This is a genomic window from Paraburkholderia sediminicola (assembly GCF_046026895.1).
Taxonomy (GTDB): domain Bacteria; phylum Pseudomonadota; class Gammaproteobacteria; order Burkholderiales; family Burkholderiaceae; genus Paraburkholderia; species Paraburkholderia sediminicola_C.
The window spans coordinates 13393-33166 of the sequence record NZ_JAQQEU010000023.1 but is presented as its reverse complement, the minus strand read 5'-3'; the positions used below and the strand labels follow the sequence as shown (position 1 = coordinate 33166).

The 19774-nt window shown below is 62.6% G+C and carries 19 protein-coding genes and 5 pseudogenes; 17 read left to right on the top strand and 7 right to left on the bottom strand.

The window, feature by feature from the left end:
- Positions 1–19: 19 nt before the first annotated feature.
- Together PQR02_RS17890 and PQR02_RS17885 are read right to left on the bottom strand one after the other, a co-directional pair.
- Positions 20–877 (bottom strand): polysaccharide deacetylase family protein, encoded by an 858-nt coding sequence (locus PQR02_RS17890; RefSeq protein WP_408233479.1) that lies wholly within the window; start codon positions 875–877, stop codon positions 20–22.
- Complete coding sequence (locus PQR02_RS17885) at positions 877–1308, bottom strand: hypothetical protein (protein WP_408233476.1); 432 nt, start codon at positions 1306–1308, stop codon at positions 877–879. The genes PQR02_RS17890 and PQR02_RS17885 overlap by 1 nt, the downstream gene beginning before the upstream one ends.
- A 376-nt stretch (positions 1309–1684) precedes the next feature.
- Here PQR02_RS17885 and PQR02_RS17880 point away from each other — a divergent pair, with 376 nt between their 5' ends.
- The 10 genes and pseudogenes from PQR02_RS17880 to PQR02_RS17835 all read left to right on the top strand — a co-directional run bounded on the left by PQR02_RS17880 (position 1685) and on the right by PQR02_RS17835 (position 11261).
- A complete protein-coding gene (locus PQR02_RS17880; RefSeq protein WP_408233473.1) occupies positions 1685–2035 on the top strand; it encodes a hypothetical protein in 351 nt (116 codons plus the stop codon).
- Between the two features lie 25 nt (positions 2036–2060).
- On the top strand, positions 2061–5021 hold the full coding sequence (locus PQR02_RS17875) for a type VI secretion system Vgr family protein (RefSeq protein WP_408233470.1): 2961 nt from the start codon (positions 2061–2063) through the stop codon (positions 5019–5021).
- A 34-nt stretch (positions 5022–5055) separates the two neighbouring features.
- Positions 5056–5880, top strand: coding sequence for a hypothetical protein (locus PQR02_RS17870; protein ID WP_408233467.1), 825 nt, complete (start codon positions 5056–5058; stop codon positions 5878–5880).
- A gap of 324 nt (positions 5881–6204) precedes the next feature.
- Complete coding sequence (locus PQR02_RS17865) at positions 6205–6354, top strand: hypothetical protein (RefSeq protein WP_408233464.1); 150 nt, start codon at positions 6205–6207, stop codon at positions 6352–6354.
- A 182-nt stretch (positions 6355–6536) separates the two neighbouring features.
- Positions 6537–6740 (top strand): oxidoreductase-like domain-containing protein, encoded by a 204-nt coding sequence (locus tag PQR02_RS17860; protein ID WP_408233461.1) that lies wholly within the window; start codon positions 6537–6539, stop codon positions 6738–6740.
- A 51-nt stretch (positions 6741–6791) separates the two neighbouring features.
- The gene (locus tag PQR02_RS17855) at positions 6792–7661 is read left to right on the top strand and encodes an NAD-dependent protein deacetylase (protein ID WP_408233458.1); all 870 of its coding nucleotides are present in this window, start codon (positions 6792–6794) and stop codon (positions 7659–7661) included.
- A gap of 118 nt (positions 7662–7779) precedes the next feature.
- A pseudogene (locus PQR02_RS17850) lies at positions 7780–8384 on the top strand (pyridoxamine 5'-phosphate oxidase family protein).
- A 14-nt stretch (positions 8385–8398) separates the two neighbouring features.
- The gene (locus PQR02_RS17845; protein ID WP_408233455.1) at positions 8399–9031 is read left to right on the top strand and encodes a DUF938 domain-containing protein; all 633 of its coding nucleotides are present in this window, start codon (positions 8399–8401) and stop codon (positions 9029–9031) included.
- Between the two features lie 236 nt (positions 9032–9267).
- Complete coding sequence (gene gnd, locus PQR02_RS17840) at positions 9268–10677, top strand: NADP-dependent phosphogluconate dehydrogenase (protein ID WP_408233452.1); 1410 nt, start codon at positions 9268–9270, stop codon at positions 10675–10677.
- 266 nt (positions 10678–10943) lie between these two features.
- Positions 10944–11261, top strand: coding sequence for a DUF4148 domain-containing protein (locus PQR02_RS17835; RefSeq protein WP_408233449.1), 318 nt, complete (start codon positions 10944–10946; stop codon positions 11259–11261).
- Positions 11262–11392: 131 nt separating this feature from the next.
- On the opposite strand, the gene PQR02_RS17830 is transcribed toward PQR02_RS17835, so the two are convergent.
- Positions 11393–11713, bottom strand: a complete 321-nt coding sequence (locus PQR02_RS17830) for a hypothetical protein (RefSeq protein WP_408233446.1) — start codon at positions 11711–11713, stop codon at positions 11393–11395.
- Positions 11714–11988: 275 nt separating this feature from the next.
- On the opposite strand from PQR02_RS17830, the pseudogene PQR02_RS17825 reads away from it, so the two are divergent.
- The 3 genes and pseudogenes from PQR02_RS17825 to PQR02_RS41030 form a co-directional block, all read left to right on the top strand.
- Positions 11989–12301, top strand: a pseudogene (locus PQR02_RS17825) (cupin domain-containing protein).
- Positions 12302–12474: 173 nt separating this feature from the next.
- Positions 12475–13245: a peptidoglycan DD-metalloendopeptidase family protein gene (locus PQR02_RS17820; RefSeq protein ID WP_408233443.1), complete on the top strand. Its 771-nt coding sequence runs from the start codon at positions 12475–12477 to the stop codon at positions 13243–13245.
- A 289-nt stretch (positions 13246–13534) separates the two neighbouring features.
- A pseudogene (locus PQR02_RS41030) lies at positions 13535–13696 on the top strand (DUF4142 domain-containing protein); the annotation flags it as partial.
- An 81-nt stretch (positions 13697–13777) separates the two neighbouring features.
- On the opposite strand, the gene PQR02_RS17815 reads toward PQR02_RS41030, so the two are convergent.
- Together PQR02_RS17815 and PQR02_RS17810 are read right to left on the bottom strand one after the other, a co-directional pair.
- Positions 13778–14194: a MarR family winged helix-turn-helix transcriptional regulator gene (locus tag PQR02_RS17815; protein ID WP_408233675.1), complete on the bottom strand. Its 417-nt coding sequence runs from the start codon at positions 14192–14194 to the stop codon at positions 13778–13780.
- Positions 14195–14279: 85 nt separating this feature from the next.
- Positions 14280–15446, bottom strand: a complete 1167-nt coding sequence (locus PQR02_RS17810; RefSeq protein ID WP_408233440.1) for an HPP family protein — start codon at positions 15444–15446, stop codon at positions 14280–14282.
- Positions 15447–15808: 362 nt separating this feature from the next.
- Between PQR02_RS17810 and PQR02_RS17805 the strand changes: the two are divergent.
- Positions 15809–15967, top strand: a pseudogene (locus PQR02_RS17805) (DUF1840 family protein); the annotation flags it as partial.
- A 126-nt stretch (positions 15968–16093) separates the two neighbouring features.
- Here PQR02_RS17805 and PQR02_RS17800 read toward each other — a convergent pair.
- Complete coding sequence (locus tag PQR02_RS17800) at positions 16094–16291, bottom strand: hypothetical protein (protein WP_408233438.1); 198 nt, start codon at positions 16289–16291, stop codon at positions 16094–16096.
- A gap of 338 nt (positions 16292–16629) precedes the next feature.
- Between PQR02_RS17800 and PQR02_RS17795 the strand changes: the two genes are divergently transcribed.
- Complete coding sequence (locus PQR02_RS17795) at positions 16630–17121, top strand: universal stress protein (protein WP_408233435.1); 492 nt, start codon at positions 16630–16632, stop codon at positions 17119–17121.
- Between the two features lie 52 nt (positions 17122–17173).
- Here the strand turns inward: PQR02_RS17795 and PQR02_RS17790 are convergent, their stop codons facing one another.
- Entirely contained in the window at positions 17174–17551 is a 378-nt protein-coding gene (locus PQR02_RS17790; protein WP_408233432.1) for a class I SAM-dependent methyltransferase, read from the bottom strand.
- A 506-nt stretch (positions 17552–18057) separates the two neighbouring features.
- Between PQR02_RS17790 and PQR02_RS17785 the strand changes: the two are divergent.
- Positions 18058–18601 (top strand): annotated as a pseudogene (locus PQR02_RS17785) (pyridoxal-phosphate dependent enzyme); the annotation flags it as partial.
- A 155-nt stretch (positions 18602–18756) separates the two neighbouring features.
- Complete coding sequence (ltaE, locus tag PQR02_RS17780; protein ID WP_408233429.1) at positions 18757–19764, top strand: low-specificity L-threonine aldolase; 1008 nt, start codon at positions 18757–18759, stop codon at positions 19762–19764.
- The last annotated feature ends 10 nt before the right edge of the window (positions 19765–19774 follow it).

Here is a 19774-nt window from a genome sequence, read left to right as displayed (position 1 = left end):
TTTGAACCGCGTGCTCGCCTCACGCATCGACCCTTGCTTCGCGCAACGTGACAAAACGCAACTGCCGCGCGCGCGCCGCCTCGATCACGCGCGGAAGCACCGCGATAATCATCGGCTTTCCATCGGCCGTCAGCGCCGCATTGCCATCGTGCAACAGCAGAATATCGCGCGCAGCAAGCCCGTCGAGCAGGCGTCGCGCGACCACCTCAGGATCGCGCTCGCGCGTGTCATAGCCGCGCCGTGTCCACGCCGCGAGCCGCAAGTCGAGCTTGCGCAGCATAGGTTCGAGAAAGAGATTGCGCAGGCCCGCGGGCGCGCGGAAGAACATCGGCCGCTCGCCGCTCACCTGTTCGAGCGTGCGCTGCGCGGCATCGATCTCGCGCGCGAGCGCGCGTGGCATCGTCACCGAAAACGTATGCACGTGAGCCTGCGAGTGGTTTTCGAGCGCATGGCCGCGCGCGACGATCTCGCGCGCGAGCGCCGGATAGCGCTCTACGTTCGCGCCGATGCAGAAGAAGGTGGCGCGCACGTCGAAGCTGGCGAGCAGATCGAGCACTTGCGGCGTGACCACGGGGTCGGGCCCATCGTCGATGGTCAGCGCGATGGCGTCCACGTTGCGCGTGCCGGCGGGCAGGCGCGTCCAGTTCGGCCCCAGCAGCGAGGTGCGCGGCAACAGCCCGGCCACCGTGAAAACGGCGTGGTTCACGAAGATCGCGGCCAGCCACCACGGCCACGCGGCGGGGGCCAGCAACCAGCCGGCCAGTACGAAGACGTGCCATGCGGCGGTCGCGGGGAGTATCGCGGGATAGCGGGTTTGCGGCCAGCGGCGCGGCGGCGCTGGCTGGGCGCGAGGTGTCGTTGTGAAGGATTCGTTCATCAAGCGTGTTTGCTGTCGGCGTACCTTCGTTGCGGGAAGGTCATGAATCGGGCGTGATGCGCCGCAGCCGCAAAAGATACCACCGATGCACGGCTCGACGTCGTGCGATCAGGAATGGTTGCAAATGAAAGCACGCTGAAAGACGTCGCGACGCCCAACGCGACGCCGTCCTTGGTGGATGTGTGATCGGCAAGCCGGTGTTGGATGGCGCTGGGGACTAACGGAGGCGGGCGTTCATGCGTGGCCACCGCTGCCGATGCGGCGGACCTTCTGGCCGATGCTGCGCGCAGTGCGCCGGACGGCGTGTCACTCGCAGCATCGCAGAAATCGAAGCGGGCAAAGGCGCCGCGCAGACCGTTCCCACCTCTCACTGATCCCTCGCGGCAACCAGAAAAGGCGCGATGAGATTCGCGCGTTTTTTTATTCTTCAATGCGCATCGCATAACCCTGCGAATCAGCCAGAACTTTCACAGGCAAAAAAAGAAACTCCCTGCTGCCTAGCCCCGGCCGAGATAGTTAGGCTCATTCCTAACGAACGATTACGGACATTTGCATTTCGCTGGCGGATGTCGTCAGTACGGAGCCTACTCACAGTGCTAGTCCTTCATAACCGGAGACAACGTCTTTCGAACGCTGTAAAGGGATCAGAAAAATGCAGAAGAAGAGACGTCGTGCGGGGCTGGTTGTTGCCCGAATAAGAGAGGCCCGGATAGAGCCTTTTTCGTGACTACCCGATAGCGTCAGCGCAAACGCGGCGTCCCCTTATGCCAAGTTGACGCGTCAACTTCTTCTTTATCCGGAAAGCTTATGTTCAATCCATCCCAAATCGGCACGCTGGCCGTGTCGGGTGACGCGCTGCCGATGTGTGGCGATGAGCCGGTGCTGGTTGCGCTGCGACTGCGCGGCACCGAGGCGCTGGGCAAGCTGTACGAATACAGACTCGATGCGGCGACGCTGGTCAGTCCGACGCTTGGACTGTGGCACGCGCGCGAGCGGGTTGTGCCCGACAAGCTCATTGGCAAGATGGTGACGCTTTCCATCGAGTTCGAGGGAAATGGGTTTTTCGTCCCCGGTATGTCCGGTGGCAGTGGTGCCGGAAATGTGGGCGCGGGCACCCGTACGATTACCGGGATCATTACTGACGTCCGGCTCCGATGACCGACGCGAGTATTACCGGTTCATCGTGCGTCCCTGGCTGTGGCTCGCCACGAAAAACTGCGACAGCCGCATCTTCCAGAATCTCAGTGTGGTGGAAATCACCGACCAGATACTCAAGGAAAGCTATCCCTATCCGGTCGAAATGCGGCTTGGCGCGCCTGGCCTGAAGAACGGCTATCCGAAGCGCGACTATGTCCGGCAGTTCTGGCAGAGTGATTATGAATATCTCAGCATGCTCTGGCGTGAGTGGGGAATCTATTACCTGTTTGACGGGATGACGCTGGTTCTGTGCGATTCACCCGGCTCGCACAGGAAACACGATAACGCCTACGACACGATCCGCTATCAGGCTCCGGACGGTACGCGCATTGACGAGGAGCACCGGCCGAAGAAGAAGCCACGCTGCGCGGGGGAGACGGCGATCGTGGTGGGGCCGGACGACCAGCCCATGTGGGTCGACAGTTACGCGCGGATCAAGATCCGTTTTGTATGGGACCGGTTGAGTCCCGATGACCAGAACGCAAGCTGCTGGGTGCGGGTGTCGTCGCCGTGGCAGGGCAACGGGTTCGGTGCAATTTACCTGCCGCGTATCGGCCAGGAAATTACGGTCAGCTACCACGAAGGCGACGTGGACAAACCGTACGTGTCAGACCGGATGGTCAACAACCGGAACCAGCCGCCGTGGAATCTGCCGGATAACCAGGCGCTTTCAGGCATGCTCAGCCGCGGCCTGAATGGCGGGCAGTCGAATCACGTCGCCCTCGACGACACGCCCGGCAAGTTGCAGGCACAGATCGCAAGCGACCACGCGCAGTCGCGGCTCGTGCTTGGCTACAACACGCGCGTTGTCAGCGGCGCGGGACGGCGGGACGCACGCGGTGAGGGCTGGGAACTGGCGACCAATGCGCATGGCGTGGCTCGCGCCAACATGGGCATCGTGCTTACCACGGAGGCGCGCGACGGTGCCACGGCACCGGCGAAGGACATGGGCGAGACGGTGGCGCGTCTGACACAGGCCCGCGATATTTACGAAAACCTCGCGGCTCTCGCACGGCAGCACGAAGCACAAGAACAGGAGACCAGCCAGAGCGACGTATCGAAGGCCGTCAAGGCGCAGAACGACGCGATACGCGGCGGCGCGGCCAATGCGGACAGTCCGTTTCCGCAGCTATCCCGCCCGGACATGCTTCTGGCGAGCGCGGCCGGTTTCGGCCTCACGGCGGCGGAAGGGGCTCACATTGCCAGCGTTGAACATACCGCGATCACGGCGGGCGGACACGTTAGCATTGCGACGGCGAAATCGTTTCTGGCATCGGCGGTCAATGGTCTGCGGATGTTCGCGCAAAATCTCGGCATCTATCTGACAGCGGCGGCGGGCAAGATACGGATTCAGGCCCAGAGCGACGGTATGGACCTCATTGCCGAGCGTGTCCTCAACATCATCAGCAGGACCGATGCCATCAACCTGACGGCCAGCAAGAAAATCGTGTTCCATGTCGCCAACACGAAGGTTGTGATCGACCCGGAGGGGTACAAGGTCTACACGGACGGCGCCCATCTCGTCCATGCGGGCAGCCACCAGACAGACGGGCCGCTTGCCACGCCGCTCAGGATGCCCCCGACCGACATCGCACAGGCGAAGGTGGCCGCGCACCACGTCCTGATCGAGCACGACACCGGCTTCGCACTGCCGAACCAGCCGTACCGCATCACGCTGGATGACGGTCAGGTGATTCAGGGTGTGTCCAACGCCCTAGGTGAAACGAGCCTCGTAACCAGCAATGCGATTGCCTTCGCAACGGTCGAAATGTTCGCGGCGAGTGAGCCGGACAAGGTGATCGCGGTAAGTACAGGCCCTATCACGCGGGACTCGAATCAGCCGTTCACCGGTGCGGCACCGAACGCGGAGAAACGAAGTACCCGGGTTGCGGGGAAGACCGTCTCGACACCCGAACAGGGCGCTACGACGGAAGACCGGCCACCCGAATTTGTTTCGTGCGATCCGATGAACTTCGGGTTGCGGTCGTGTCACTTCATCAACGGCTCGACCCAGGCTGATGCGCCTGCGGGCATGCCGCTGCGCCGGAACATTGAATACCAGGTGACGAAGACCTACACGGCTGCGATCAAATCCGCGCTGAAAGGAATCGACTGGCACCGGCTTACGTGGCCGCTAGCTTCCAGCGCGGTAACGATGATTCAAAATGCGGTCAAACGGCCCCTGCAGGATGCACTTGGTTCAGGGCCATTTGGATTACCACAAGGCAATGCGAGTAGCAGGGAAAGTGGTAGCGTCATACCGCGCGTTGTGATCGTCATTCCAGTACAGGCTGAGAGCTACAACCTGCGACAGGATGTCAGCGCCGCGTTTATCGGTAACTACTGGCTTATCGCCATCAACGAAAGCGAGATTGCGAAAATCGTCGCGCTCAAGGACAAGCCAGCAGAACTGGATGACCGCCTCAGGGCATTCGCCGATACGCTGTATCACGAGGCCCGTCATTGTCAGCAGTACTTCTGGATGTTTTCGCTGCTTCAGCACTTTCCCGATGATTACAGGGACTTGCCGGACATCCAGAAGGTCTATTCGGCGCAGATGTCGGATATTGCCTTCAAGGCAGCAGGGAGCACATCGCTGCCAAAGGATGAGCGCGTCCACATCGGCCTGCACAGGATGCTCGTGTTCCACTACTACTGGCTGATTTCCTACATGCAGGACACACCGGGCGGTGATTATCTGAGGACGGAAGTTCTGCTTGCCGAAAAAAAGGTATGCGACCTGCTGAAGGTTTCTCCGGAAGCCGCACAGAAAATGGCGAAATTTGAAACTGGCTACAGGAGCCAACTCCATGAAGAAGATGCCTACGCGTGCGCAGAAGTGGTTCAGGCTTACTGGCAGAACCCTGATAATCCTTTCGTTCGCAATCCCGGTACATGCACAGCCGACTATGCTGTCGCCCTCAGGATCGTCGGGGCAAGGGGCTGAGATGAGAGAGATAGTTACCGACGCGCAGCGCGAAATGGCACTCAAGATGATAACGACGGCGATGGCGATCCTGCAGGATGACCAGCCATTCGATCCGGCGCATCTGGTATTCGGCCGCAACTTCGCAACGGAACTGATCGAGGGTTCCGTGGGTAAAGAGTATTCCTTCGAGAACCCGGTTTTGCCTCGCACGCAAACTACATTGTTGATAGAGGGCGACCCGGCCGATTACACGGCTGACCGGATGAAGGTCAAGCCGGTTCCTACTGTCTTCACGATATTTTTCTCACCGTCCATGACGGGAATCGACCGCTCGACCCTGGAAGACCTGCTCCATCTCGGCAGCGGATACTGGGTCGATGGGAATGGCAAACGGTGGCCCGGCAATGACATGGGAACATCGCCGCCTGCGATTCTTCTGCATCCCTATCGCTATCGTGCGCTGGACCAGCCATCGAGCCGGTTCCCCGTGGATGTCGAACTGGCTTTCGGCGATCCTGTCAAAAACGCGGCCGAGCAGGAAAAGCCGACAACGCCGATCCTGCTGATGATTAGGCTCAGCCGCGGCTACCCCATCCTGACACCGGAGGAACGCGAGCAACGCCGTCTTGACCAGCAGACGGCGAAGCGCGAGAAGTACGGGATGATGGACCTTCGCACCGGCATGCTGTGCCCGGAGACAGGCATATGGGAAGGCTGGACCGAAAGCGGGCCGACTGACCGCACGGTGGTATGGGGTGGCGAAAAATTTGGGCAGGCCTTTACCATACCCAGACACATCCATTCCTGGTCACCGTCCGTGGACGCGCGCTGGATGTGGCTCAGCGAGTATGACCGGGAACGTCCGTTCGGGGCGTAGTGAACGGGCCTTGACGATTTCAATCAATACGCCCGAGACGACAGATTGCTGATGTAGACGCGCCATCTGCTACGGAATGCGGCGTTCAACCCTCGCCGTCTTCCGCTTTTGCCCCCGCTTGATGCGAGCGTCTTTTTGTGTGGTCTGTAATGAGTCACCCACTCCGGTTCTTCATCCTGCGGGTCTGGTTCGGAGAACGCCCCCAGTGCCTTGCGCAAATCCCGGCGGAAGTCGTGATAGTACGTCGCGAACGATTGTCTTTTAACCGGTGCTTCGCGCCACCATTTCGCATGTTGTGCGTGCCGAACGCGTGATGATGTTCTGATGGTTGAAACTGTAATGCCGCTGAAAACTCTGAAGCGTTCCATAGTGGCACAAATCGTCAGCAATCAAAGCCTGCTCCGGGCAGACCAAAAGCAAATGCAAATGCGCTGGAATATTTCCAGCGCCTGCCGCCTGTTCGCTGTGCGTTGACCAACACGAATTCCACGATACCCGCAAATGCTGCGGACACGTCGTCTTCCTGCTAATTGATCAGGCCGACGACGCGGCGCGCCCGGCAACGCGAACCGACGCTCACGGCGGCACCGCGCAGCACGCCGCGCGCGATCAACTTATACTGAGCGCTTCCCGCCTTAACGGAACGCGTTTTCGCCGTGCCCCGAGCTACACCCAGCGATGACCCGCCGCCGCAACCCCCCGCACAGCCCGATCTCGACGACTGTTGCCATAGCGGCTGCAATCCCTGTGTATTCGATCTCTATGACGAAGCGCTCGAGCGTTATCGGACCGCGCTTGCCGAGTGGCAGGCGCGGCACCCGGCGCAAGCGCGGCAGAGCAAGCCGCGCGCGCGTCGTTGAACGGCGTCCGAGGCTTTACGTTCAGGCCGCAGTCTTTACCCCGTGCCCGTCATGACCGACCTTCAGCCCGCGCCTCCCGAACCCCTGCTTGAATCGCATACGCTCGACGACCTGCATCGCTTCGTGCAGCGCTATCCGCGTCTGTTCGTGCTGACCGGCGCGGGCATCAGCACCGACTCGGGCATTCCCGGTTATCGCGACGACAACGGCGCATGGAAGCGCTCGCCGCCGATCACCTTGCAGGAGTTTCTCGGCACGCTTGCGATGCGCCAGCGCTACTGGGCGCGCAGCATGATCGGCTGGCCGGTGGTTGCGCACGCGCAGCCGAACGCCGCGCATAACGCGCTGGCCAGGCTCGAAGCCGCGGGCCACGCGCCGACCCTGGTGACGCAGAACGTCGACGGTCTGCACCAGCGGGCCGGCAGCCGCGAGGTGATCGAATTGCATGGCGGCATTGATGGCGTGACGTGTCTCGATTGCGGAATGCAGCATGCGCGCGCGTCGATTCAGCAAACGCTGGAGGCGAACAATCCCGCGCTGCTGGAGGTGACCGCCGAAGCCGCCGCCGATGGCGACGCGCACCTGGAGTGGCACGATCTCGGCGGCTTTCGCATTCCGTCGTGTTCGAATTGCGGCGGCCTGTTGAAGCCCGCAGTCGTGTTCTTCGGCGAAAGCGTGCCGAAGGCGCGTGTCGAAGCGGCCTCGCAGGCGCTCGACGCGGCGGACGCGGTGCTGGTAGTCGGCTCGTCGCTGATGGTCTATTCCGGTTATCGCTTTTGCGTGTGGGCGCAGCAGCAGGGTAAGGCGATCGCCGCGATCAATCTGGGGCGCACGCGCGCCGATCCGTTGCTGTCGCTGAAGATCGCCGCGCCGTGCGCCGACACGCTGAGCGCGCTGGCCGGGCGCCTCGCACTGGATTGAGCGAGGCTTCACGAACCGGCGGCGCGCACGCTGATTCGCCGGTTGCGTTTCACCAATCAGGAGCTTCGCTCACGCCGCGCGCCGCTCGAACAAAAAACGCACCTCGAAAGGAACACCGATGTTGACGACCATCGAACAACTCGAAACGCTCTACGGTCAGCCGCACGAGCGTGCGCTGCGCAAGGAGATTCCATCTATCAACGAGGACTATCGCGCGTTCATCGAAGTCGCGCCGTTCGTGGTGCTCGCCACCGCCGGGCCGGAAGGCCTCGACTGTTCGCCGCGCGGCGACGCGCCGGGCTTCGTGCGGATCGTCGACGAGCGCACGCTCGCATTGGCGGACCGCCCCGGCAATAATCGGCTCGACAGTCTGCGCAATATCATCGTGGAGCCGCGTCTCGCGCTGCTGTTCATGATCCCCGGCGTCGGCGAAAGTCTGCGCGTAACGGCCGTGGCCGGATCACCAACGACCCGCAATGGCTGGACAGTTTCGCCGTCGAAGGTAAACTGCCGCGCACCGTGCTGCTGATCGACGTCGACTCGGTGTATTTTCACTGCTCGAAGGCGCTGGTGCGTTCGAAACTGTGGGACCCGGCGCAGCACGTCGAGCGGTCGCGGCTGCCGAGCGCGGGCCAGATCCATCGGCGCATCAACGGCGCCGGGTTCGACGCCGCCACCTACGACCGTGAATTCGCCGAACGCGTGCGCACGACCCTGTATTGACCCAGAAACTCACCATGACTGAATCCCATCCGGCGTTGCGGCAACGTTCGCCTTCCGCGGAGCGCAATCGCGAACCGATCCTCGCCGTGCTGCGCGATGCGCTGCCCGCAACCGGCCACGTGCTCGAAATCGCGAGCGGCACCGGCCAGCACGCGATGTGCTTCGCCGGCGCGCTGCCCGGGCTCGACTGGCAACCGAGCGATGCGGATGCCGACGCGCGTGCGTCGATTGCCGCGTGGCTCGCCCACGACGCGCTGCCGAACGTGCGCGCGCCGCTTGCTCTCGACGTGCATCAGCCCGACTGGGGCGTCGATGCGCTCGACGCGGTGGTCTGCATCAACATGATTCACATCTCGCCGTGGAGCGCGGCCGAGGCGCTGTTCGCCGGCGCGAGCCGCCGTCTCGCCGAGGGCGGTGTACTGTATCTGTACGGTCCATATAAACGCGGCGGGGCGCATACGTCGCCGAGCAACGACGCATTCGATCAGCAGTTGCGCAGCCGCGACCCGGCGTGGGGCGTGCGCGACATGGAAGCCGTGATCGCGCTCGGTGCGTCGGTCGGGTTCGTGTGCGACGAGCCCATCGCGATGCCGGCCAACAATTTCAGCCTCGTGTTCAGGAAACGCCCGGGCGCTGTACAGGTCTGACAGACGGGTTTTGCGGGCGCAAGCCGGCATGGTTCGTGAGTTGCCGCGCACGTGGGTGCGCTAGAGAACGCGTTAGCCGGCGCATGATGAAGCAACGCCCGCACGCAGTGAAACGAACGCCCGATGCTGGCCAGCGAGCGGCAAGCGCGCATTTCTTTTATTCTTTCACCCTCGACGTCCCGCCGACGTTCCTTCCGGCGCGGCGTCACGACTTTTTTGGACTCTGGAGAATTCACATGGGCAAACAGGCAATCGGCGTGGTGGGGCTGGCGGTCATGGGCCGCAATCTGGCGCTCAACATCGAGAGCCGCGGCCACGCGGTGTCGGTGTACAACCGAAGCCGCGCGAAAACCGACGAACTCGTCGCCGAATATCCGGACCGGAAGCTGGTGCCGGCCTTCACGCTGGAAGAATTCGTGGAGTCGCTGGAAAAGCCGCGCCGCATCCTGCTGATGGTCAAGGCCGGCGAGCCGACCGACGCCACCATCGCGGAGCTCAAACCGCTGCTGGACAAGGGCGACATTCTGATCGACGGCGGCAACACGCATTTCACCGATACGATCCGCCGCAATCAGGAACTGGCGAAGGCTGGCCTGCATTTCATCGGCACGGGCGTGTCGGGTGGTGAAGAGGGCGCATTGAAAGGCCCGTCGATCATGCCCGGCGGCCCGCGCGACGCCTATGACCTCGTCGCCCCGATTCTTACCGAAATCGCCGCCAAGGCACCGGACGGCGAGCCGTGCGTCGCGTACATGGGTCCGGACGGCGCGGGCCACTTCGTGAAGATGGTGCACAACGGCATCGAATACGGCGACATGCAGCTGATCGCGGAAAGCTACGCCGTGCTCAAGCAGGTCGCCGGGCTGTCGAACGAAGAACTGGGCAAGGTCTACACCGAGTGGAATCAGGGCGAGCTCGACAGCTATCTGATCGAAATCACCTCGAAGATCTTCGGCAAGAAGGACGAGGAAACAGGCAAGGATCTGGTCGACGTGATTCTCGACCGTGCCGCGCAGAAGGGCACGGGCAAGTGGACCAGCCAGAACGCGCTCGATCTCGGCGCACCGCTGCCGCTGATCACCGAAGCCGTGTTCGCCAGGGTGCTTTCGTCGCTGAAGGACCAGCGCGTAGCCGCGAGCAAGGTGCTCGAAGGCCCGCAGGCCAAGCCGCTCGGCGAGGGGCGCGCCGCGTTCATCGAATCGGTGCGCCGCGCGTTGTACTTCAGCAAGGTGATCTCGTACGCGCAAGGCTTCGCGCAGCTGCGCGCCGCGTCGCAAGAGTACAAGTGGGATCTGGATTTCGGCACGATCGCGAAGATTTTCCGCGCCGGCTGTATCATCCGCGCCCGCTTCCTGCAGAAGATCACGGACGCCTACACGAAGGACAAAGCGATCGCGAACCTGCTGCTCGATCCGTACTTCCGCGACATCGCGAAGAACTATCAGGCCTCGCTGCGCGAGGTCGTGGTGGCCGCGATCAACGTGGGCGTGCCGGTGCCGGCTTTCGCGTCGGCGGTCGCGTATTTCGACGCGTATCGCTCGGAACGGCTGCCAGCGAACCTCGTCCAGGCGCAGCGCGACTTCTTTGGTGCGCATACGTTCGAGCGCACCGACCAGCCGGGCAGCTTCCACGCAAACTGGAGCTGAGCGTTTGAGTGACGGCCCGCCACGCGCTTCGTACAAGGCTTGCCGGGTCGTCCCGCTGTTTAAAAGCCAGTGTGGCAATTGTTGCTGAATTATGCTTTTCAGTTGACCTGCCGATTTAATTGCGGGGTCGACTATTGCAAAAATCGGAATAGAGTTTCGTTGCTTTAAGTGTTTACCCTAGACGTCGACGCTCCTAAACTTGTGATTAAGCGCTACGGGAGAACAAGCCCAAGCGCACTACAAAACAAGTTATGGAGGTTTACATCATGAAGACCCTGATCTCTGCAGTTGTCGTCGCCGCCGCCCTGGTTGCTCCGGTCGCTTCGTTTGCTCAATCGAATCAGCCGGTGACCCGCGCTCAAGTGCGCGCTGAACTGGTCCAGCTGGAAAAGGCCGGCTATAACCCGGCGGGCGAGCACGTCGATTACCCGGCGAATCTTCAGGCTGCGCAAGCGCGTGTCGACGCTCAAAACAGCACCGCTCAAGCCGTGAACAGCGGCTACGGCGCACCGATCGCCGGCAGCTCGCAAGCGGGCCGTCCGATCACCGGTAACGACCGTAACTCGGTCTACTTCGGCAACTAAGTCCCGCCGAAGCCACTGAAAGCGCCGCCTGACTGACGAGGCGGCGAGCAAGAAAAAACGCCATCCAGTGTCCACCGGTGGCGTTTTGTCGTTTACGGCTACGTTGCCTCGGTAATCCGCATGCGCAATGGCTAGTGCAGCGTGCGGTGCCGCCGGCCGATGTCATCGAAGAGCGCGCGGCTCGGTTCGAGCGCCAGCAGCCAGGATTCGTCGTAGCCGCTCAGATTGTCCAGCGCTTCGCGCAGCCGCTCGATCGCCAGCGCGGGAATCTCGACGCTCGCCTCGACACCGCTCGACAGCGCCGCGATGCTGGCCAGCTGCACGAGCGCGTCGGCGGCCTCGGCCACGTCGGCGGCGAAAACGAGGTGCGTGTTCAGCAACTCGACCAGACCGGGCGACGCCGCAACGTCGTCGACGTTGAGTTGCACGGCCAGAAAGGTGGCTTTGTTCATGCCCAACTCCTCGCAGGATCCAGCGTTTTCGGACGCGCTTTCGGACGCTATGTTCCACGCAACATGCCTGAGTATAGGCGAGGAGGCGAGGCCTCAAAGGTTTCAATCGTCACGCAAATCAATCCTGTTGCCCTCCTGCTGCCCGTTAGCGGAAGGCGCGTGGCCCGTCAGACCTATAATGGGGCCAGCCGGAATGCCGGGCGCGCCCGCTTGCGCGGGCCCCGTGCGTGATGCAAATGGCCCGGCGGCTCTGTGTGTCCCAACTGCCTTTCACCATGAAGATCATTCGCAGCAAGACCTTTACCGCGACGCGTCCGTGGGGCGCGCTCGATATCGCCAACATGGGCGGCATCACCACGCGTTTGCATTGGACCGATCAGCCGTACAAGTGGCATGTCAACGACGGCGAGGAAGGTGTTCGCGGTCCTCGATGGCCGTGTCGAAATGCGCTATCGCGAGGACGGCGTCGAACGGTCGGCGATTCTTGAAACGGGGGATGTGTTCTACGCTTCAGTGGGCACCGAGCACGTGGCTCATCCGATCGGCGCGGCGCGCATTCTGGTGGTCGAAGCGCAGGGCAGCGTCTGAGCGGCTGCGCCAGCTTGGATGCCGGGCCGACGTCGATTGCCCGCACGGGTGGCGGCATAATGGGGAACGCCATTGCCGCGACCGCGTCCGTGACGACGGTCGCGAGACCGGTGGCACGGCGAATGCTTGGGCATCGAGTGAATCCGATTGAAACAAGTGTCGAGGACAATCCAATGACAAAACGATGGCAATTGACGGGGACGCGGCTCCTGACGGCCGCCGCGCTCGGCGCGCTGTTCAGTGGCTGCACGACGATGCCTTGGGAGAGCACGCCGTTCTACAGCAATGCGCCGGCTGCCCCGACCACCCTCGGCACGGTCCCGGTTCCCGCCGGTTTCTATCGGGTCAATCCGGGCGACACGCTCGGCGGCATTGCGTCCGCGTATGGCCGCAAGCCGCAGGAGCTCGCCGCGTGGAACGGCCTCGCGGTCAACTCGCCCGTCAACCCCGGGCAGGTGCTGCGCGTCTCTCCGCCGATGGCCTCCGGCAGCGTGGTGACGCCGCCGGTCGCCGTCGCGCCGGGCGCGTCAGGCGCGGCGCCCGCTGCGCCGACGGCAGCCGCCGGCCCGCAGCAGGGCGTGCTGCAATGGCCGTTGCGCGGACCGGTCCTGAAAGCGTTCGCGCCCGGCAAGTCGAACGGCATCGTGATCGGCGGCCGTCCGGGCGATCCGGTCAAGGCCGCGGCAACCGGCCGCGTCGTCTACGCGGGCTCCGGTATCGAAGCGTATGGTCCGCTCATCATCATCAAGCACGACGACTCGCTGATTACCGCTTACGGCCAGAACAGCACGCTGCTCGTGAAGGAAGGCGACGCGGTCGCGCAAGGGCAAACCATCGGCGAGGTCGGGGTGGATAGCCGAGGCGTGGCTTCGATCCAGTTCGAGGTGCGTCAGAACGGCCAGCCGGTCGACCCGCTCGCATGGCTGCCGAAGACGGGCGGCTAAGCCGTCCGTGAAACTTCTCGCGTGCCGGTTCTCTCCGGCACGCTGCGAATGAATGTGCTTGGCCCTGCGGGCATCCGGTCAACGCAAATAGCGTCCGCTACCCGGGTCCGTAGCGCACGGCCGCATCCGCCGCCATGCATACGAATCTCCACGAACCTGCCCGAGCCCACGTCGCGAGTGGAAACAGGGTTCTTCCCGGTGACATCTAAGTCCATATCCACGGTTGTATCGGATCTGGACTGCGTCGGCGCGGCCATGCACGCGACCACGATAAAGCGGGAGACATCTCATGAAATGGATCAACGTTGCGTTGTTCGGGGTACTGACGCTCGCCAGCTTCACCGGCTACGCACAGGGCGGCGGTCCCACCGATCCCCAGATCGCGGCGATCGTCGTCACCGCCAAGCAGGTCGATATCGACGCGGGCAAACTGGCGGAGTCGAAGACCCGCCGATGCATGCCGCTAGCGCAAAAATGCCGGGCAGCTTGGCGTTGGCCGAAAAATCACGCTTATGAGAATTCATGCTCATGGTTAGTCGAAGTCGATCTGTGGAATCTGGAAAGCGCCCTCGAGCGATTTCAATTCGGCGCGGTGCAGTTCCGCCAGCCTCGCGAGCACTCGCTCGCCGGCCTTTTCGAGGTGGACTTCCACCTGGCGGCGATCGGTTTCGCTGACCTGGCGGCGCACGAGACTCAGCGCTTCGCAGCGCGACACCAGCGCGACGACGCCGTGGTGCTGGGACTGAAGCCGCTCCGCCAGCTCGCCGACGGTGGCCCAGTCGCGCTCGGGATATCCCTTGATGTGCAGCAGCAGCAGATACTGCAACGGCGTAATGCCTTCGCTCTGCGCGGCCTGTTCGGAGAACCGTTCGAAGCGCCGCATCTGGTAGCGGAACTCCGATAGTTGCTCGAAGTCGGCTTTGTTCAGTCCGCGAGTCCGTACTTTCATTAGGTACCTGCCAACGCGAATAAACGATCAATATATCACATGATGATGTATTTTTCATCTCGCCGGGCAGGCGGTGCGGGTGTCGCTATGCTGCCTCTTGCGCTTTGAGCACGGTCTGCCGGTAGAGACCGGCGATCAGGTCCACCTGCGTAATCATGCCGATAAGATGCCCGGATGCGTCGAGCACCGGAATATGGTGGTGGCCGTGATGTGCGAAGAGTGGCACGAGGTCGGTGATCGGCGCCGTGGCGCTGGTGGTGCAAACCTCGGTGTTCATCACGCTGCCGACCGTCGGCGTGCACAGCGCATCGCCGCGAAGCCAGCCGTCGAGGCGAGTGGCGAAGGGCAGGAACTGGCCGAAAACCCGCTTATCGACGAGGTCGGCCCGCGTCACGATGCCGATCAGATTCCGGTCGGCATCCGTGACGGGGAGTGCCTTCACCTGGTTGCGCTTGAGCAGGCCCCAGGCAACCGTCGCACGCGTGGTCGCGGAGACCGAAATCACGTGGCGGGACATGATGTCCGCGCAACTCAGTTCGTTGAAGCTGCGCGAGAAGGCCTGAAGCTGTGTTTCGCGCAGCAGCGATTCGAGGTCGTCCGGGTCGATGTCCAGCATTTCGCTGCGACGCTTCAGAACGGCTTCGAGGTCCGCGCGCGTAAAGCCTGCGCGCGACGCATCGTCGGCGGCATCACAGGTTGTGCCGCGGCTCATGCGCCCGCTGTGCGGGTAGCGGTGACCGGTGGCGGCGTGATAGGCGAGCGCCGCGGCAAGCAGCGCGGCCGACTGGATCGCAATCGGCTCCAGCACGAACCGGTAGCCCAGCGCATGGATGGCGGGTCCGCCCAGCACCGCGGTCAATGCCACCGCACCCGAGGGTGGATGAACGCAGCGCAGCGTGAACATTCCGCAGATGGATAGCGCGACTGCCAACGCGGCCGCGAGAGTCGGATCGGCGATTGCGCTGGCACAGGTCACGCCGATCGTCGCCGACACGAGATTGCCGCCGATGATCGACCACGGTTGCGCTAGCGGGCTCGCGGGCACGGCAAACAGCAGCACGGCGGAAGCGCCCATTGGCGCGACCAGGAGCGGAATGTTCGCCGCCGGCCCGGGCAGCAGAAACATCGAGCCGCCAGTGAAGGCGATTCCCAGTAGCGCACCAAGACACGAGCGCGCGCGCTCCTGCCATTTCACGGTAACCGGTGCTGGAATAAAGCTGGCAAGCCAGCGAAGGGCAATGGAGCGGGACAAGATAGAAGGGCAGTAGTCGATTATGCGGGGACCGACATTAGCGGGGAAACCCTGGTAACGCGGAATCACTGTGGTCGTGATTATATTTCAATATGATATAAAACGCCTTGAATGGGCTGTTGCAGTGCGCAAGCGCCGGGCTGCGATCCCGCCACTTGTCTCCTCGCTGAAGTCGAGTCCGCCGACGCTTGCCGCAAACGGCCAGATGGGCGCTTCGTTTTTCATTTAATCACGTTGTGATATAAAATTAACGTCGGCGGGGCGAGGAAAAAGGCGATGACGCGTGAGTCATCGCGCCGCTCGATAAGCATAGGAATCCGACCGACGAGTGGCTTGTCACGCGCTCTTCCAAAGGAGTGGTCATGCTCGTTACTTTTCAATCGACGGCATCGCCAGATGTCGTGATGCTCCGGGACCTTGCGCAATATCTGTTGGGCTTGATCGGCAAGCGTCTCGAAGACCGTGGCGTCATCGAGCATGTTGAACTGCCCGTCGCGATTGACCGGATTCGGCAGAGGATCGAGTGATGCAACGGCAGCTTTCGCAACGGCGTAGGGTGGTCATGCTCGCGGCGTGCGTTATTCCGGTCATCCACTGTGCCGCTACGCGGCGAGCGAGCGACTTCTACGCCGAACCTGCGGCCACCATCAATGCATCCTCAGGTGAAGAGCGGCACCGCTTCGATCAACGCCAAGCCCAGCAGCGCGCCGAGCGTCGCGCCCATCCAGCCGCGGATTCAGCTTCTGGAGGTGCAGCGTATCGAGCAGACCGCCGATCAGAATGACGCCGAACAACGCAAAGGCCGCCAGCTGATAACTGATTTCGAAGTCGTTGGCGATAACCATTTGATCCTCCCGCGCGAAACTCCATCGCTTACCGGTCAGTATATGTCGCGCTATGATCTAATTTGTACGGGCAGAAATTTGACCGGGCCGGCTCCGACACGCGGCCTGGCGCCAATTCGAAATTGCCAGCCGCATATGGCGCGGCTCATGTTCTTCAGTCGCCTCAAAAGACAAGCGCGGGGCAGCGCAGTTGAGTGCTATATGTATCACCGGGCGACATATAATGAATTGACGATGTGCTGGCTCGGCGGCGATGCTGCGTTTGGCTCCGGGCGAGGCACTGTGCATTGCGAAGCGCATTATTGCGGTGCCGCGAAGCGAAGTCAGGGAGACATGAGATGTCGACTTATAACCGCATTCTTCTCTGCTATGACGGAACACGTGAAGGGCAGCACGCGTTGAAGGACGGCGCCTGTCTGGCGCAGGATCTCAAGGCGGAAGTGCATGTGCTGTGCGTGCTCAACGATTCAGCCTGGGTGCAAGGGGCCGACATCATCTCGGCAATCCCGGTCGATCTCGTCACCGACTCCGCCAGAAGTTTGCTCGACGAAGGCTTGAAAAAACTCGCTGCGCGCGGAATCTGGGCGCGCGGGCATTTCGCCATCGGCGATCCGTTGGAGGAGATTTCGTCGTTCGCGAGCGATCTGAAGGTCGATCTGATCGTCGTAGGGCACCGTCGTGAGAGCAGGCTGGCCCGCTGGTGGGGCGGCAGGAACGATGGCCTGCTGCTGGACCGGGTCAGTTGCAGCGTACTGGTGACCATGGGGCCGGAAACGGCCGCGGAAACTCCGGGCGCCGGCGAGACTGCGCGCTCGGTCGAACAGCTTTAGCCGGGCCGGCTATGAGAACACACAACGCTCGCAGTACAGCGGGCGATTGAGGTCAACTCATCGCGCGTGCGCTGTCCGTTGGCTCGGCGGTTGAACTTTGCGTATACACGTCCCCGCGATTGAACGGATAGTCGCGTTGCGCGAAGCTCAGGCGGCCCGTTGCGTGATCACGTTGTTCAGCCATGTCGGCCGGGCGCGACGCCAGAATCTGGAATAACGAGGTCCACCCTCGCTCGAAACCCATAGCCGATCCCGCCAGATAAAGACGGTACGCCCGGATGATTTTCTCCGCGTTGACGCCGAGTGTCCGCTGGGCCTCGTCGAGATGGGCCTCGAGCGCATCGGCCCAATGCCACAGCGTGCGCGCGTAATGCGCGCGAACGCACTCGGCGTCCACCGGTTCCGGGTCGCCTTGGGTCATCGCTGCCATCATCGCGCTTACATGCCTGTCAAAACACAGCGACAACGAACGAAGCAAATGCCGCAGCGACCCGATAGCCAGAACCGGCCGGTGAAGAAATCCGGCGAAGGGGAGCCGCCGGTCGAATGACATCAACGCGCCGGACGTATTTTCCTTGTCCCCTTGAACCCGCGGCTTCCTGATCCGGATGCCGCGGGTCCCGACCGCACGTCGGGTCACGCGGTCACGCTTCGCGCGGCCCGGTGGCCGCACGTTCACACCACGGCTCGATTCGCACCGATGCGGCAAGCGCTCAACTCAACAGATCACGTCGTCCGCAGCCAGGCCGTATTCATGCGCGCCGCGCCTTGCCTCGCAATTCACATGGCCATCAATTATATGTCACAAGATGACATATAATTGATTCCGCTTCCTCCCATGGTAACAACGCGTTTGCACGACGCACGTCTTCAACCTGTCACCGGCCGGCTGTGCTCTTCACACCCCGCTCGTCAACATTTCTCCTCATCCGGGATATGACTTACGAAACGATCGACTCCACGATTGGCAAGACTCCGCTGGTCCAACTGGTAAGGCTTCCGGGCGAGACAATTCGCGCGCGCAGCAATGTGATCCTTGGCAAGCTCGAAGGCTCCAATCCCGCAGGTTCGGTCAAGGATCGCGCGGCACAAGCGATGATCCTCGGCGCCGAGCGTCGAGGACGAATCAAACCTAGGCGAACGTGTTGATCGAGGCCACCAGCGGCAACACCGGCAACACCGGCATTGCGCTCGCCATGGTCGCCCCGCTCAGAGGCTATCGGATGCTGCCGGTCATGCCGGAGGACGTGTCGATCGAGCGGCGCCGCAGCATGACCGTATACGGCGCCGAACTCGTGCTGACTCCCGCGCGCGGCGGTATGAGTGCGCCGGTAATATTGCCGGGGAAATGCAGCGCGAAGGCCGCGGCACGATTCTCGATCAGTTTTCGAATCCGGATAACCCGCTTGCGCACCACGAAGGACCCGGCCCGGAAATCTGGTCCGAGACACACGGACGCGTCACGCATTGCGTGTCCGCGTGTTGCATTGCACCAATGACAAAACATAAACCAAAAAGCACAATGCGTAACTCAGCCGGCGAGGCGGCATCCCTCCGTCAGTGCAAGCAGCATCGCGCCGGCCGGCACTCACAGGCTGTCATTCACAGACGCACAAGGACATACAGGTACACACAATGATCGATTTGCGCAGCGATACCGTAACCCGTCCGACTCCGCCGATGCTCGCGGCCATGTCGGCCGCCGAAGTGGGCGACGACGTCTGGGGCGACGACCCCACCGTGCTGCGTCTGCAAGCCGCCGTCGCCGAGCGCACCGGCAAGGAAGCGGGCCTCTTCTTCCCGAGCGGCACGCAAAGCAACCTCGCGGCCCTGATGGCGCACTGCGCACGCGGCGACGAGTACATCGTCGGCCAGCTTGCGCACACCTATAAGTACGAAGGCGGCGGCGCGGCGGTGCTCGGCAGCATCCAGCCGCAGCCGCTCGAAAATGCGGCCGACGGCTCCATCCCGCTGGACAAGATCGCCGCCGCGATCAAGCCCATCGACAACCACTTCGCGCGCACACGCCTGCTGGCCCTGGAAAACACCATCGGCGGCAAGGTGCTGCCGGCCGGATATGTCGCCGAGGCGGTGCAGCTCGCGCGTCAGCGCGGCCTGTCGACGCACCTCGACGGCGCGCGCGTTTACAACGCGGCGGTCGCGTCGGGCAAGCCGGTCGCGGCGCTATGCGAGCCGTTCGATTCCGTGTCGATCTGCTTTTCGAAGGGGCTGGGCGCGCCGGTGGGCTCGGTGCTGGTCGGCAGCCAGGCGCTGATCGACGTGGCGCACCGCTGGCGCAAGGTGCTGGGCGGCGGCATGCGCCAGGCCGGTGTGCTGGCGGCGGCCTGCCTGTACGCGCTGGATCACAACGTCGAGCGCCTCGCCGACGACCACGCGAACGCCGCGCATCTGGCGGCGGGTCTCGAAGCGATCGCGCAGGTCAAGGTTCAGTCTGTCGCCACGAACATGGTGTTCGCGCAGTTTCCGCAGCAGGATTGCGCGCCGCTCGAAGCGTGGCTCAAAGAACGCGGCATTCTCACGCAGATGCTCTACGCGTCGCGCTTCGTCACGCATAAAGACGTGTCGCGTGAGGACATCGATACGTTCATCGCCGCTGTGAAGGGGTATTTCGCGGCGCGTTGACCGATGGGGT